This is a genomic window from Enterobacter sp. Crenshaw (assembly GCF_024734705.1).
Classification (GTDB): domain Bacteria; phylum Pseudomonadota; class Gammaproteobacteria; order Enterobacterales; family Enterobacteriaceae; genus Enterobacter; species Enterobacter asburiae_B.
In genome coordinates this window covers 3,925,009-3,939,618 of the sequence record NZ_CP102932.1, presented here as the reverse complement: position 1 = coordinate 3,939,618, position 14,610 = coordinate 3,925,009, and the positions used below count along the sequence as shown (strand labels likewise).

Annotated in this window: 11 protein-coding genes; 6 read left to right on the top strand and 5 right to left on the bottom strand. The window is 57.7% G+C overall.

Annotation, left to right across the window (positions count from 1 at the left end):
- Window positions 1-53: 53 nt before the first annotated feature.
- From NWV12_RS18665 to ftsP, 4 genes are all read left to right on the top strand, one after another.
- The gene (locus tag NWV12_RS18665) at window positions 54-455 is read left to right on the top strand and encodes a YgiW/YdeI family stress tolerance OB fold protein (RefSeq protein WP_023309189.1); all 402 of its coding nucleotides are present in this window, start codon (window positions 54-56) and stop codon (window positions 453-455) included.
- A gap of 118 nt (window positions 456-573) precedes the next feature.
- Window positions 574-2,832: a DNA topoisomerase IV subunit A gene (parC, locus tag NWV12_RS18660; protein WP_032659942.1), complete on the top strand. Its 2,259-nt coding sequence runs from the start codon at window positions 574-576 to the stop codon at window positions 2,830-2,832.
- A 163-nt stretch (window positions 2,833-2,995) separates the two neighbouring features.
- Window positions 2,996-3,733 carry a 1-acylglycerol-3-phosphate O-acyltransferase gene (plsC, locus tag NWV12_RS18655; protein WP_023333413.1) on the top strand — a complete coding sequence of 246 codons (738 nt, stop codon included), beginning with the start codon at window positions 2,996-2,998 and terminating at the stop codon, window positions 3,731-3,733.
- Between the two features lie 58 nt (window positions 3,734-3,791).
- Window positions 3,792-5,204: a cell division protein FtsP gene (gene ftsP / locus NWV12_RS18650; RefSeq protein WP_048979112.1), complete on the top strand. Its 1,413-nt coding sequence runs from the start codon at window positions 3,792-3,794 to the stop codon at window positions 5,202-5,204.
- A gap of 30 nt (window positions 5,205-5,234) precedes the next feature.
- On the opposite strand, the gene NWV12_RS18645 is transcribed toward ftsP, so the two are convergent.
- Window positions 5,235-6,710: a TrkH family potassium uptake protein gene (locus NWV12_RS18645; RefSeq protein WP_048979111.1), complete on the bottom strand. Its 1,476-nt coding sequence runs from the start codon at window positions 6,708-6,710 to the stop codon at window positions 5,235-5,237.
- A 199-nt stretch (window positions 6,711-6,909) separates the two neighbouring features.
- Here NWV12_RS18645 and NWV12_RS18640 point away from each other — a divergent pair, with 199 nt between their 5' ends.
- Window positions 6,910-9,081 carry a YgiQ family radical SAM protein gene (locus NWV12_RS18640; RefSeq protein ID WP_048979110.1) on the top strand — a complete coding sequence of 724 codons (2,172 nt, stop codon included), beginning with the start codon at window positions 6,910-6,912 and terminating at the stop codon, window positions 9,079-9,081.
- A gap of 82 nt (window positions 9,082-9,163) precedes the next feature.
- On the opposite strand, the gene dkgA is transcribed toward NWV12_RS18640, so the two are convergent.
- Together dkgA and yqhD are read right to left on the bottom strand one after the other, a co-directional pair.
- On the bottom strand, window positions 9,164-9,991 hold the full coding sequence (dkgA, locus tag NWV12_RS18635; RefSeq protein ID WP_033146647.1) for a 2,5-didehydrogluconate reductase DkgA: 828 nt from the start codon (window positions 9,989-9,991) through the stop codon (window positions 9,164-9,166).
- Window positions 9,992-10,096: 105 nt separating this feature from the next.
- Window positions 10,097-11,260, bottom strand: coding sequence for an alcohol dehydrogenase (yqhD, locus tag NWV12_RS18630; RefSeq protein WP_048979109.1), 1,164 nt, complete (start codon window positions 11,258-11,260; stop codon window positions 10,097-10,099).
- Window positions 11,261-11,455: 195 nt separating this feature from the next.
- Between yqhD and NWV12_RS18625 the strand changes: the two genes are divergently transcribed.
- The gene (locus NWV12_RS18625; RefSeq protein WP_048979108.1) at window positions 11,456-12,355 is read left to right on the top strand and encodes an AraC family transcriptional regulator; all 900 of its coding nucleotides are present in this window, start codon (window positions 11,456-11,458) and stop codon (window positions 12,353-12,355) included.
- A gap of 44 nt (window positions 12,356-12,399) precedes the next feature.
- Here the strand turns inward: NWV12_RS18625 and yghB are convergent, their stop codons facing one another.
- Together yghB and metC are read right to left on the bottom strand one after the other, a co-directional pair.
- Complete coding sequence (yghB, locus tag NWV12_RS18620) at window positions 12,400-13,059, bottom strand: DedA family general envelope maintenance protein YghB (RefSeq protein WP_023309176.1); 660 nt, start codon at window positions 13,057-13,059, stop codon at window positions 12,400-12,402.
- A gap of 143 nt (window positions 13,060-13,202) precedes the next feature.
- Entirely contained in the window at window positions 13,203-14,390 is a 1,188-nt protein-coding gene (gene metC, locus NWV12_RS18615; RefSeq protein WP_048979107.1) for a cystathionine beta-lyase, read from the bottom strand.
- Between the last annotated feature and the right edge of the window lie 220 nt (window positions 14,391-14,610).

Below are 14,610 nucleotides of genomic sequence, written 5' to 3'. Positions count from 1 at the left end.
AAGGATTACCCTGTTAAATGGACTGCGAAACGACATTAAAGGGAGAGATAAAGATGAAAAAATTCGCTGCAATTGCTGCCATCATGATGATGACCACCGCGCCGGTCTTTGCTGCTCAGGGCGGTTTTACTGGCCCATCGGCCACACAGACCCAGACGCAAACTCAGCAGGGCGGTTTTGTCGATAACAACGCCAACCTCACCACCGCGGCAAAAGTGAAAGACCTGAAGGACGATGCCTGGGTGAAGCTGCGCGGGAACATTACCGAGCGCCTGTCCGATGACCGCTACACCTTCCGCGATGAATCCGGCACGGTCGTGGTTGAGATTGACCACAAGCGCTGGAACGGCGTGACCGTCACTCCGCAGGATAAAGTTGAACTGCAGGGTAAAGTCGATAAAGACTGGAACGAGTTTGAAATCGACGTGAAGCAGGTTATTAAGCTGAACAAATAACCCGAAAAGGGCCGCCTGTGCGGCCCTTTTTCTTTGTGACTCAATTCATCAGATGAGGTAGTATCTGCGGCAATATTGCCTGAAACCCTTCGGTTTCTGAGTTGAGGAATCACACGTAATGAGCGATATGGCAGAGCGCCTCGCGCTACATGAATTCACGGAAAACGCCTACCTGAACTACTCCATGTACGTCATCATGGACAGGGCGTTGCCGTTTATCGGGGATGGCCTGAAGCCCGTTCAGCGCCGCATCGTGTATGCGATGTCCGAACTGGGGCTGAACGCCACCGCCAAGTTCAAGAAATCCGCCCGTACCGTCGGTGACGTACTGGGTAAATACCATCCGCACGGCGACAGCGCCTGTTATGAAGCGATGGTGCTGATGGCGCAGCCGTTCTCTTACCGCTACCCGCTGGTGGACGGGCAGGGGAACTGGGGTGCGCCGGACGATCCGAAATCCTTCGCGGCGATGCGTTATACCGAATCCCGTCTCTCTAAATATGCCGAAGTGCTGCTGGGCGAGCTGGGTCAGGGAACCGTTGACTGGGTGCCGAACTTCGACGGTACGATGCAGGAGCCGAAGATGCTGCCCGCGCGTCTGCCGAACATTCTGCTGAACGGCACCACCGGTATCGCGGTCGGTATGGCGACGGACATTCCACCGCACAACCTGCGTGAAGTGGCGAAAGCCGCTATTACCCTGATTGAGCAGCCGAAAGCGACGCTCGACGAGCTGCTGGATATCGTGCAGGGGCCAGATTTCCCGACCGAAGCCGAGATCATCACCTCGCGCGCGGAAATCCGCAAAATCTACCAGAACGGTCGCGGCTCCGTGCGCATGCGCGCGGTGTGGAATAAAGAGGACGGCGCCGTGGTGATCACCGCGCTGCCGCATCAGGTTTCCGGTGCCAAAGTGCTGGAGCAGATCGCCTCCCAGATGCGCAATAAAAAGCTGCCGATGGTGGACGACCTGCGCGACGAATCGGATCACGAGAACCCGACCCGTCTGGTGATCGTGCCGCGCTCCAATCGCGTGGACATGGAGCAGGTGATGAACCACCTGTTTGCCACCACCGATCTGGAAAAAAGCTACCGCATCAACCTGAACATGATTGGCCTCGACGGACGCCCGGCGGTGAAAAACCTGCTGGAGATCCTCACCGAATGGCTGACGTTCCGCCGCGATACGGTCCGGCGTCGTCTGAACCATCGTCTGGAGAAAGTGCTTAAGCGCCTGCATATCCTCGAAGGTTTGCTGGTGGCGTTCCTCAATATCGACGAAGTGATTGAGATCATCCGTACCGAGGACGAGCCGAAGCCGGCGCTGATGTCGCGCTTTGGCATCAGCGAAACCCAGGCCGAAGCGATCCTCGAACTGAAGCTGCGCCATCTCGCCAAACTGGAAGAGATGAAGATCCGCGGCGAGCAGAACGAGCTGGAAAAAGAGCGCGATCAGCTGCAGGCGATCCTCGCGTCCGAGCGCAAGATGAATACCCTGCTGAAGAAAGAGCTGCAGGCCGATGCCGACGCCTTCGGCGACGACCGTCGGTCTCCGCTGCACGAGCGCGAAGAAGCGAAGGCGATGAACGAGCACGACATGCAGCCGTCCGAGCCGGTCACGATTGTTCTGTCGCAGAGCGGCTGGGTGCGCAGCGCCAAAGGCCACGATATCGACGCGCCGGGGCTGAGCTACAAAGCGGGCGACAGCTTCAAAGCGGCGGTGAAAGGCAAGAGCAACCAGCCGGTGGCGTTTATCGACTCCACCGGCCGCAGCTACGCCATCGACCCGATTACGCTGCCTTCCGCGCGCGGGCAGGGCGAGCCGCTCACCGGCAAGCTGACGCTGCCGCCGGGGGCGACGGTTGACCATATGCTGATGGAAGCCGATGACCAGAAGCTGCTGCTGGCGTCCGATGCGGGCTACGGCTTTATCTGTACCTTCAACGATCTGGTCTCCCGTAACCGTGCCGGTAAGGCGCTGATTAGCCTGCCGGACAACGCCCACGTGATGGCGCCGCTGGTGATCGAGAACGAAAGCGACATGCTGCTGGCGATCACCACCGCCGGACGTATGCTGATGTTCCCGGTCAGCGATCTGCCGGAGCTGTCGAAAGGCAAGGGCAACAAGATCATCAACATCCCGTCGGCGGAAGCCGCGAAAGGCGAAGATGGCCTGGCGCACCTCTTCCTCCTGCCGCCGCAGAGCACGCTGACCATTCACGTCGGCAAGCGTAAGATCAAGCTTCGTCCGGAAGAGCTGCAGAAAGTGGTGGGTGAGCGCGGTCGCCGCGGCTCGCTGATGCGCGGCCTGCAGCGCATCGACCGCGTGGAGATTGACTCTCCTGCACGCAGCGCTGCGGGTGACAGCGAAGAGTAATGTCGTGATATCCCCCTCTGCCCGGAGGGGGAGTTTCAATAAAATTTCCCGTAAAATCGTTGTTAATTCGTGCGTTGCGATTAACAATACGCGCTCGTAATAAAGTCCTTACCTGGCCACAGGTGAAGTATAATTGTCAGCTGTTGGGGCTTCAGAGGTCGCTATGCTATATATTGTTCGTCTTATTCTTACCGTTATCTACTGCATTCTGGTCTGTATTTTCGGCTGCATCTATTGCCTGTTCAGTCCGCGTAATCCTAAGCATGTTGCCACCTTCGGCCATATGTTTGGTCGCCTTGCGCCGCTGTTTGGTCTGAAGGTTGAAAAACGTCTGCCTGAAGGGGCGGAGAATTTCGGTAACGCCATCTATATCGCCAACCATCAGAACAATTACGATATGGTCACCGCCGCAAATATCGTTTTGCCACCGACCGTGACGGTGGGGAAAAAAAGCCTGCTGTGGATCCCGTTTTTTGGCCAGCTGTACTGGCTGACCGGTAACCTGCTGATCGACCGTAATAACCGTGCGAAAGCGCACAGCACCATTGCGGAAGTGGTCAATCATTTTAAAAAGCGCAGAATCTCAATCTGGATGTTCCCGGAAGGAACGCGAAGCCGCGGCCGCGGCCTGCTGCCGTTTAAAACCGGGGCGTTTCATGCCGCAATTGCGGCAGGTGTTCCAATTATTCCTGTGTGCGTTTCCAATACTTCGAATAAGATTAATCTTAACCGCCTGAATAACGGGCTGGTGATTGTCGAAATGCTGCCACCCGTCGATACCAGCAAATACGGTAAAGACCAGGTGCGCGAGCTGGCAGCGCACTGCCGTGAGCTGATGGCTCAGCACATTGCGCAGCTCGACAAAGAAGTCGCAGAGAGAGAAGCCGCCGGTAAGATTTAATCCGGCGTTGAAGGGAAAACGAATTCCCGCGTTGTTAGTCGTTTCAGATGGAGCTTATATGTCACTCAGTCGGCGTCAGTTTATTCAGGCTTCCGGGATCGCCCTTTGTGCGGGTGCGATGCCGCTGACAGCCAGCGCCGCCGGGCAGCAACAGCCGCTGCCCATTCCGCCATTAATTGAATCCCGTCGCGGTCAGCCGCTTTTCCTGACGCTGCAGCGTAGCCACTGGTCCTTTACCCAGGGGACGCGCGCGCCGGTCTGGGGCATTAACGGACGTTACCTTGGGCCGACCATACGCGTGTGGAATGGCGATGACGTAAAGCTCATCTACAGTAACCGTACCCCTGAAAATGTCGCCATGACCATCAGCGGCCTGCAGGTTCCTGGCCCGTTGATTGGCGGCGCGGCGCGAATGATGTCACCCAGCGCCGACTGGGCTCCCGTTCTGCCGATTCGCCAGAGCGCGGCCACCCTGTGGTATCACGCCAACACGCCTAACCGCACGGCGCAGCAGGTTTATAATGGCCTGGCCGGAATGTGGCTGGTGGAAGATGAGGTCAGCAAATCCCTGCCGATCCCGAACCACTACGGCGTGGATGATTTCCCGATTATCATCCAGGACAAGCGTCTGGATAATTTCGGTACGCCGGAATACAGCGAGCCGGGCAGCGGTGGCTTTGTCGGCGATACGCTGCTGGTCAACGGCGCGCAAAGCCCTTATGTGGAAGTTTCGCGCGGCTGGGTGCGCCTGCGTCTGCTCAACGCCTCTAACTCGCGCCGCTATCAGCTGCAAATGAGCGATGGCCGTCCGCTGCACGTGATCTCCGGCGACCAGGGCTTTTTACCGGCCCCGGTGTCCGTCAAACAGCTGGCGCTCTCGCCGGGCGAACGTCGCGAGGTTCTCATTGATATGACCAATGGGGATGAAGTGTCTGTCACCTGCGGTGAAGCGGCCAGCATTGTGGACCGCATTCGCGGATTCTTTGAACCGTCGAGCATTCTTGTCTCGACCCTGGTGCTGACCCTGCGCCCGACCGGCCTGCTGCCGCTGGTGACCGATAGCCTGCCAATGCGTCTGCTGCCGCAGGAGATCATGAGCGGCTCGCCGGTGCGTAGCCGTGATATCAGCCTGGGCGACGATCCGGGCATCAACGGCTCGCTGTGGGACGTCAACCGCATCGACATTACCGCGCAGCAGGGCACCTGGGAGCGCTGGACGGTCCGTTCAGATATGCCGCAGTCGTTCCATATTGAAGGGGTGGCATTCCTGATCCGCAACGTCAACGGTGCGATGCCGTTCCCGGAAGATCGCGGCTGGAAAGATACCGTCTGGGTGGACGGCCAGGTTGAACTGCTTGTCTATTACGGTCAGCCTTCGTGGCCGCACTTCCCGTTCCTGTTCCACAGCCAGACGCTGGAGATGATGGACAGGGGCTCCGTGGGGCAGATGCTGATCAACCCCGCACCTTAACCCCAACATTCCCGGTTCGCCGGGAATGTTTTATGCCCGCCAGAAAAAGCGCGAGAACAGAATCAGCACCGGGTAAATTTCCAGACGCCCCAGGATCATCGCCGCGCACATCAGCATTTTTGCCCCCTCGGTTAACGTGCCGAACGTCGACGCCGTCTCGCCAAACCCCAGCCCCATGTTGTTGATGCAGGCGGCAACCGTTGCGAATGCGGTAAACAGGTCGTAGCCCATCAGGTTGAGCGACCAGACAAAAAAGCCTGTGATCATGACGTAGAGAAAAAAGAAGCTCCATACCGAGCGCAGGACGCGTTCATTCACCACGCTTTTGCCCACCTTAATGCTCAGCAGCGCTCTCGGATGCGCCAGCTGGTTCATCTCCTGAATACTCTGCTTGAACATAATGAGAAAACGCAGGGCTTTGATCCCGCCGCAGGTCGAGCCTACGCAGCCGCCAAAAAAGCTGGCGCTCAACAGCAGGAAGATGGTGTGTGCGGGCCATTGGGCATAGTCGGCTGTCGAAAGGCCGTTATCGGTCATCATCGAACTGGCAAGGAAGAAGGCGTGCACCAGGCTATCCATGGCGTTGTAAATCCCGGCATGCCAGACCTGCCAGGCGGTGATGACAATAATCACCGCGGCGGCGCTCAGAAAGAATTTAACCTCCGGGCTGCGGCGAATCGGTTTCAGGGTGCGTCTGACAATAGCGACATACCAGAGGGTGAAGTTGAACGCGGAGAGCAGTGAAAACGCCCCGGCGACCAGCTCAATCGCGTGGCTGTCATAAAACCCAATGCTCTCGCTGCGGGTGGAGAACCCGCCCAACGACACGGTCGACAGCCCGTGACAGAGGGCGTCAAAAAATGACATTCCCGCCAGCCAGTAGGCCAGGGTGCAGGCCACGCCCAGCGCGAAGTAGGTCACCCACAGCGTCCGCGCGGTATCGGCAAGGCGGGGAGTCAGACGCTCCTCTTTGAACGGCCCCGGCATCTCTGACTGATAGAGCTTCATGCCGCCGATGCCCAGCAGCGGCAGGACCGCGACGGCCAGTACGATGACGCCTAACCCGCCGATAAAATTCAGCTGAGCGCGGTAATAAAGGTAAGACTTAGGCAGGGCGCTGACGTCCCCGATCACCGTTGCCCCGGTGGTGGTGATCCCGGAAACCCCTTCAAAGAGCGCGTCGGCAAAGGAGAGCTGTAGCCCGTCATCCATCCAGAGCGGCATGGCGCTAATGAATGAAAACAGCAGCCAGAACAGCACGATAATCACAAACCCGTCGCGGGTGCGAAGCTGTATGCCGGCGTGACGGGTTGCCCGCCAGGTTAGCCCTCCGAGAGTAAAAAAGGTTAAAAAGGTGGTCAGGAAGGCAAAGTAGGTCCGCTCTTTATTCAGCAGGGCGATCACCATCGGCGGCAGCATGGAAAGGCTGTACAGCAGAACCAGAAAACCGCAGAGGTGAAGGACAACCCGCAGCTGGGATACATGTAACGAATCGTTGGGCTTCACGACAGAGCTCCGCGCAATAACACGTTCCGGGGCAACTCACCGGAAAATATAGTGAATATTATGATTCAAAATTATCAGGGCGCGGTATTTTAACGACTTCCACGAATATCTGCCTGCTTCCTGCATCCTTTTCTTCAAATCTGGCGGATGAACAGCGTATAATCCCGCTCCTTTTGTCTATTTTTTCTTCGGAAGCATTATGAGCGCAATTTCCCTGATCCAGCCGGATCGTGACCTCTTCTCCTGGCCCCAGTACTGGGCGGCCTGCTTTGGACCGGCGCCATTCCTGCCGATGTCCCGGGAAGAGATGGACCAACTGGGCTGGGACAGCTGCGACATCATTCTGGTCACGGGCGATGCCTACGTTGACCATCCGAGCTTCGGCATGGCCATCTGTGGCCGTATGCTTGAGGCGCAGGGCTTCCGCGTGGGGATCATCTCCCAGCCTGACTGGAACAGCAAAGACGACTTTATGCGTCTGGGTAAACCGAACCTGTTCTTCGGCGTCACCGCAGGCAACATGGACTCGATGATCAACCGCTATACCGCCGACCGCAAGCTGCGCCATGACGACGCCTACACGCCGGATAACGTGGCGGGTAAACGCCCCGACCGCGCAACCCTGGTCTATACCCAGCGCTGTAAAGAAGCCTGGAAAGACGTCCCGGTGATCCTGGGCGGCATCGAGGCGAGCCTGCGCCGCACCGCGCACTACGACTACTGGTCAGATACCGTTCGCCGCTCGGTGCTGGTGGATTCCAAAGCCGACATGCTGATTTACGGTAACGGCGAGCGTCCGCTGGTGGAAGTGGCGCACCGTCTGTCGCAGGGTGAGCCGGTGAGCAGCATCCGCGACGTGCGCAATACCGCCATTATGGTGAAAGAGGCGCTGCCGGGCTGGAGCGGGGTGGATTCCCGCATCATTGATATGCCGGGCAAAATCGACCCGATCCCGCATCCGTACGGCGAAGATCTGCCGTGTGCCGATAACAAGCCGGTTGAGCCGAAAAAAGCGGAAGCGAAGGCTATCGTTGTGCAGCCGCCGCGCCCGAAACCGTGGGAAAAGACCTACGTGCTGCTGCCGTCCTACGAGAAGGTGAAAGCCGACAAGGTGCTCTACGCGCACGCGTCCCGTATTCTGCACCATGAAACCAACCCGGGCTGCGCCCGCGCGCTGATGCAGAAGCACGGCGAGCGCTTTATCTGGATTAACCCGCCGGCGATCCCGCTCTCCACCGAAGAGATGGACAGCGTCTTTGCGCTGCCGTACAAGCGCGTGCCGCACCCGGCGTACGGTAACGCCCGTATCCCGGCGTATGAGATGATCCGCTTCTCGATCAACATCATGCGCGGCTGCTTCGGCGGCTGTTCGTTCTGCTCCATTACCGAACACGAAGGGCGTATTATCCAGAGCCGCTCTGAAGATTCGATCATCAATGAGATCGAAGCGATTCGCGACTCGGTGCCGGGCTTTACCGGCGTGATTTCCGACCTTGGCGGCCCAACCGCGAACATGTACATGCTGCGCTGCAAGTCGCCGCGCGCGGAGCAAACCTGCCGTCGCCTCTCCTGCGTCTATCCGAGCATTTGCGAGCATATGGACACTAACCACGAGCCGACGATCAACCTCTACCGCCGCGCGCGCGACCTGAAGGGCATCAAGAAGATCCTGATCGCGTCCGGGGTACGTTACGACATCGCCGTGGAAGATCCGCGCTACATCAAAGAGCTGGCAACGCACCACGTCGGCGGCTATCTGAAGATTGCGCCGGAGCACACCGAGGAAGGCCCGCTGTCGAAAATGATGAAGCCGGGCATGGGCAGCTACGATCGCTTTAAAGAGCTGTTCGATACCTATTCGAAGCAGGCGGGTAAAGAGCAGTATCTGATCCCATACTTCATCTCCGCCCACCCGGGCACGCGCGATGAGGACATGGTGAACCTGGCGCTGTGGCTGAAGCAGCGTCGCTTCCGCCTGGATCAGGTGCAGAACTTCTATCCGTCACCGCTCGCTAACTCGACGACCATGTATTACACCGGCAAGAACCCGCTGAGTAAGATTGGTTATAAGAGTGAAGAGGTGGTGGTGCCGAAAGGGGATAAACAGCGCCGTCTGCATAAAGCGCTGCTGCGCTACCACGATCCGAAAAACTGGCCGCTGATCCGTCAGGCGCTGGAAGATATGGGTAAAAAACACCTGATCGGCTCGCGCCGCGACTGCCTGGTACCGGCCCCGACGCTGGATGAGATGCGCGAAGCGCGTCGCCAGAACCGCAATACGCGCCCGGCGCTGACCAAGCACACGCCGATTGTGCATCAGCGTTCGAACGGTAATTCGAGTGTGAAGAAGCCCGTGAAGCGCAAAGCGTAAATAAAAACCCCGGCGAGCCGGGGTTTTTATTTCGACACGTAGGCCGGGTAAGGCGAAGCCGCCACCCGGCTTTTTTACGCGATTACCCGCCAAACTGGTCCGGGTCCGGGCCTAAACGTTTACCCTTATCCAGCTTCGCAATCTCACCCAGCTCGTCTTTGTCCAGACGGAAATCCCAGACGTCGAAGTTCTCGGCGATGCGCGATGGCGTGACCGATTTCGGGATGACCACCAGGCCGTTGTCCAGATGCCAGCGAATGACGATTTGCGCCGGGGTTTTACCGTATTTATCCGCCAGCTCACGGATAATCTTTTGATCAAACACCCCTTCGCCGCCCTGCGCCAGCGGGCTCCAGGACTCGGTCTGGATTTTATGCGTAGCGTTCCAGGCGTGTAGCTGGCGCTGCTGCATCAGCGGGTGCAGCTCGATCTGGTTAATCACTGGCGCAACGCCCGTTTCGTCAATCAGCCGCTGCAGGTGATGAACCTGGAAATTACAGACGCCGATGCTTTTCACCAGCCCCTCTTTCTGCAGTTCAATCATCCCTTTCCAGGCATCAACGTAGTGATCGATAGCCGGAACCGGCCAGTGCATCAGCCAGAGATCGACGAAATCGAGCTGGAGTTTCTCCAGGCTCTCCTCCAGCGCTTCGCGGGGACGTTTTTGATCGTCGTTCCACAGTTTCGTGGTGATGAATAACTCATCGCGGGGGACGCCAGCGCTGGCCAGTGCCTTACCCACGCCGTCCTCGTTTTTATATGCGGCGGCGGTATCAATGGACCGATAGCCGACTTCCAGGGCTTTATGAATGGCGGAGACGACCTCGTCGTTACCGGCTTTCCATACACCTAGCCCCAACTGGGGCATCACGTTGCCGTCCTGCAGCTTGATTACGGTTTGGTTTGCCATTTTTCCTCCTTCAGGTGCGCATCGCCGGAGGGTTCCTCCGGCGATGGGTTGTGCATTAAGTCTGGACGAAATGTCAAAAAACGAAAGTCGGGAGGGCAAAAACGCTTAGCGTGCCGCTTCGTAGATGCGACGGCTCACGTCCAGCGTAATGTCGCCGTGCTCGCCCAGGTGGGTCATGCCGTGTTCTTCGAGTTTCGCCAGCAGGGCAGGGATGGAGCTGCCGTCCAGACCGTAGCCAGAGAGACGCGTTGGCACGCCCAGACCTTCAAAGAAGCTGCGGGTCGCTTCGATGGCGGCATCAATACGCGCATCGTCAGAACCTTCGGTGATGTTCCACACGCGTTCTGCGTACTGCAGCAGTTTGGCACGCTTGGTATCCCGCTTTTCGTTCCACAGCGCAGGCAGCACAACGGCCAGCGTTTGCGCGTGGTCCAGACCGTGCATCGCCGTCAGCTCGTGGCCCAGCATGTGGGTTGCCCAGTCCTGCGGTACGCCAGCCCCGATCAGGCCGTTCAGCGCCTGCGTTGCCGCCCACATGACGTTGGCACGCACGTCGTAGTTTTCCGGCTCTTTCAGCGCTTTCGGACCTTCTTCGACGAGCGTCAGCAGAATGCCTTCCGCGAAGCGATCCTGAATTTTGGCATTCACCGGGTACGTGACGTACTGCTCAACAGTATGAACAAAGGCATCGACCACGCCGTTCGCCACCTGACGCGCAGGCAGGGTGTAGGTGTAAACCGGGTCCAGAATGGCGAACACAGGCTGAACGTGTTCGTTCATGAAGGCCTGTTTATCGCCGGTCGTTTTACGGGAGATCACCGCGCCCTTGTTGGATTCAGAGCCGGTGGCCGGCAGAGTCAGCACGGAGCCCATCGGGATGGCGCTTTTAATGTCGCTGCCGCGGGTTTCCAGGATGTGCCACGGATCGATGCCGTCAGCGTAGTGCGCTGCCGCCGCGATGAATTTGGTGCCGTCCAGCACGGAGCCGCCGCCGACGGCCAGCAGGAAGGTGATCTTCTCTTCGCGGGCGATTTTCACCGCGTTCATCAGCGTTTCGTAAGACGGATTTGGCTCGATGCCGCCGAACTCACGCGCGTCCAGACCGTCCAGGGCGCTGTAAACCTGATCCAGCACGCCGGTTTTTTTCACGCTGCCGCCACCGTAGGTGATCAGCACGCGGGCGTCTGCGGGGATCTGCGCGCGCAGATCGGCGATAGCGTCTTTACCAAACAGAATGCGGGTTGGGGTGTGAAGATTAAAGTTGTTCATTGCTCGTTCCCTTTAGTGGGTGAAAAACCGTGGTGGCGCAGAGGGCGACCTGATGCTGCACATTGTGGCCGTCCGGGGCTATCCTCTCAATGCACATTCCTGCCGATGTCTTGCCCATTTCTACAGAGCGCTGGAGAAAGCGCGGAAAAGCACGCACACTGTCAACGTCGGAAACCGTACCCGGAGTAACGTAATATGAACCGTGAAGCGATCTGCCATCAGCTCACTGCGCAGATTAAAAGACTGATAGATAACGAAAATGGCGTCAGTGGCCTGCTTCCTGACATTCGCCTGCTCTACGGCACGCAGCCCGGGACGCGCACGCCGGTCATGTACCAGCCGGGCATCGTTTTTCTCTTCTCGGGCCATAAAATTGGCTATATCAACGAGCGCGTGTTCCGCTACGACACCAATGAATATCTGCTCCTGACGGTACCTTTACCCTTCGAATGTGAAACCTTCGCGACAGAGGCCGTTCCGCTGGCCGGTATTCGCGTCAACGTCGATATTCTTCAGCTGCAGGAGCTGCTGATGGATATTGGCGAAGATGAGTTCTTCCAGCCGTCTATGGCGTCGAGCGGGATTAACTCGGCGACGCTGTCGGAAGAGATCCTCTGCGCCATTGAACGTCTGCTGGACGTGATGGAAAGGCCGCTGGACGCGCGCATTCTGGGCAAACAGATCGTCCGCGAAATTCTCTACCACGTGCTGCTAGGCCCGGGCGGCGGGGCGTTACTGGCTCTGGTGAGCCGACAGACCCACTTCAGCCTGATAAGCCGCGTGCTCAAGCGTATCGAAAGCCAGTACACGGAAAACCTCAGCGTCGACCAGCTGGCGGCGGAAGCGAACATGAGCGTCTCGGCGTTTCACCATAACTTCAAGTCGGTAACCAGCACCTCGCCGCTGCAGTACCTTAAAACCTACCGGCTGCATAAGGCGCGGATGCTGATGATCCACGACGGCATGAAGGCCAGCGCGGCGGCAATGCGGGTGGGTTACGAAAGTGCGTCGCAGTTCAGTCGGGAGTTTAAGCGCTATTTCGGCGTCACGCCGGGAGAGGATGCATCACGCATCCGAACCATGCAGGGAGCTTAAGCTTTTCCCCTCTCCCCTATGGGGAGAGGGTCAGGGTGAGGGGATCAGGCGCTGCAGTACTTCTTCTTAATCACTACCGCGATGGTTCCCACCAGTCCTGCCACCAGCAGGAACATCGGCAGCACCATCAGGAAGGTCATCACCTGATCTTCATGGTGTTTCACAAAGGGGATCATATTCAGCGCGTAGCCGAGCGTGGTGACCACACCCACCCACAGCAGGGCGCTGAGCCAGTTGAAGAACTGGAAGCGGCGGTTTGACAGACCGGAAATGCCCGCCATCGTAGGCAGAAGCGTGCGAACAAACGCGAGGAAACGCCCCGCCAGCAGGGCCAGCAGGCCGTGCCTGTCGAACATGCAGGTCGCACGCTGATGATATTTATGCGGTAACTGCGCCAGCCAGCCTTTCACGACGCGGGTATTCCCGAGCCAGCGGCCCTGCAGATAGCTCAGCCAGCAGCCCAGGCTGGCTGCGGAGGTGAGAATAACCATCGTTGGCGTGAAGTCCATGACGCCTTTCCCGATTAACGCCCCGGCAAGTAAAAGCAGGCTGTCACCGGGTAAAAAAGAGGCTGGCAGTAATCCATTTTCCAGAAACAGAGTTGCGAACATCACGAGGTAAACGATACCGACGACGTGAGGATCCGCCAGCGCGGCAAAGTCGTGTTGCCAGAGCGCCGCGATAATATCTTGAATAACAGCCATGGACTTTCCTGTGGAACAGCAGATATAGCGCTATTGTACTCCCTTATTCGCCCGTCGGGTTTGATCCCGGGCGCAACTCAAGCAGACTTTTCTGCTTGCGGTGTCCACAAAAGCGTCCAGGGAGTACATTTTCAGCCAGCACTCTACACGATACGCTCGAACCCTGCTGCTAAATCGGCAATTAGATCGTCAACGTTTTCTAAACCGATATGCAGTCGAATCAGGGTACCGCTGAAGTCCACTTCACCGCCGGGACGCAGAGCCGCAACCTGTTCCGGCTGGTTAGGCAGGATCAGGGATTCAAAACCGCCCCAGGAGTAGGCCATGCTGAAGAGGGTAAAATTATCCAGATAGCTCGCCAGCTCGTCGTTATTCAGCCGTTTTTTCAGTACGAACGAGAACAGACCGCTGCTGCCCGTAAAGTCACGCTGCCAGAATTCGTGGCCTTTAGTGCCCGGTAACGCGGGATGATTCACGCGCTCAACCTGCGGATGCTGCGCCAGCCATTCGGCCACCTTCAGGCTGCTTTCATGGTGCTGACGCAGACGAACGCCCAGCGTGCGGAGTCCGCGGCTGGTCATGTAGGCCGTGTCTGCATCCACCATCTGGCCCATCAGGTAAGCATTTTCACGCAGCTGATCCCAGCAGCGCGCGTTGGAAACCGCGGTGCCAATCATGCCGTCAGAGTGGCCTATCAGGTATTTCGTCGCCGCCTGAATCGAGATATCAATGTCGAACTCCAGGGCTTTAAACAGCACGCCCGCCGCCCAGGTGTTATCGATCATCACGATCGCCTCTGGCGCTTTGCTGCGCACGGCCTTCACGATAGCCGGCACGTCATGAACTTCCATGGTGAGCGATCCCGGAGATTCCAGGAACACAATGCGCGTGTTTGGCTGAATAAGTTCGGCAATGCCTTCACCAATCAGCGGGTCGAACCAGCCGGTCGTTACGCCGAGCTTGCTGAGGATTTTGGTGCAGAAGTCCTGGCTGGGCTCGTAGGCGGTGTTGGTCATCAGGATATGGTCGCCCTGTTCCACAAACGCCAGAATGGTGTTGGCGACCGCCGCCGCCCCGCAGGGGAACAGCGCGCAGCCCGCGCCGCCTTCCAGCTCGCACATCGCTTCCTGAAGAGAGAAATGGGTCAGCGTGCCGCGACGGCCATAAAACAGCCCGCCTTTCGCGCGATTGCGCGTGGCAATTTTTTTCTCCTCAACGGTATCAAACACCAGCGAGGAGGCTCGTTGAATCACGCTGTTGACCGATCCCTGCGTATATTTTTTGCTGCGTCCTGCCTGTACCAGCGTGGTATCAAGATGCTTCTTTGTCATGTTCGCTAACCCTGTTTTTATACGTCTGGACGTCCAGACTACCACGATTGGAAAAAACTGCACCCCGGGGCTTATCGAATAAGCAGAAAATATTAGCAAAAATTTGCATAAGAAATTTTTACTGCGTAAGCGCAAGGAAAGTGAACGAAAATTACGGCACCATGCAAATACTAATGAGAACTACTATCAATTCGACGACGTTTTGATATTATTACGCTCA

Excerpts from the sequence above, each read along its gene's own strand:
- NWV12_RS18665 (WP_023309189.1), top strand. The coding sequence starts at position 54 with ATGAAAAAATTCGCTGCAATTGCTGCCATCATGATGATGACCACCGCG.
- parC (WP_032659942.1), top strand. The coding sequence starts at position 574 with ATGAGCGATATGGCAGAGCGCCTCGCGCTACATGAATTCACGGAAAAC.
- plsC (WP_023333413.1), top strand. The coding sequence starts at position 2,996 with ATGCTATATATTGTTCGTCTTATTCTTACCGTTATCTACTGCATTCTG.
- ftsP (WP_048979112.1), top strand. The coding sequence starts at position 3,792 with ATGTCACTCAGTCGGCGTCAGTTTATTCAGGCTTCCGGGATCGCCCTT.
- NWV12_RS18640 (WP_048979110.1), top strand. The coding sequence starts at position 6,910 with ATGAGCGCAATTTCCCTGATCCAGCCGGATCGTGACCTCTTCTCCTGG.
- dkgA (WP_033146647.1), bottom strand. The coding sequence starts at position 9,991 with ATGGCAAACCAAACCGTAATCAAGCTGCAGGACGGCAACGTGATGCCC.
- yqhD (WP_048979109.1), bottom strand. The coding sequence starts at position 11,260 with ATGAACAACTTTAATCTTCACACCCCAACCCGCATTCTGTTTGGTAAA.
- NWV12_RS18625 (WP_048979108.1), top strand. The coding sequence starts at position 11,456 with ATGAACCGTGAAGCGATCTGCCATCAGCTCACTGCGCAGATTAAAAGA.
- yghB (WP_023309176.1), bottom strand. The coding sequence starts at position 13,059 with ATGGCTGTTATTCAAGATATTATCGCGGCGCTCTGGCAACACGACTTT.
- metC (WP_048979107.1), bottom strand. The coding sequence starts at position 14,390 with ATGACAAAGAAGCATCTTGATACCACGCTGGTACAGGCAGGACGCAGC.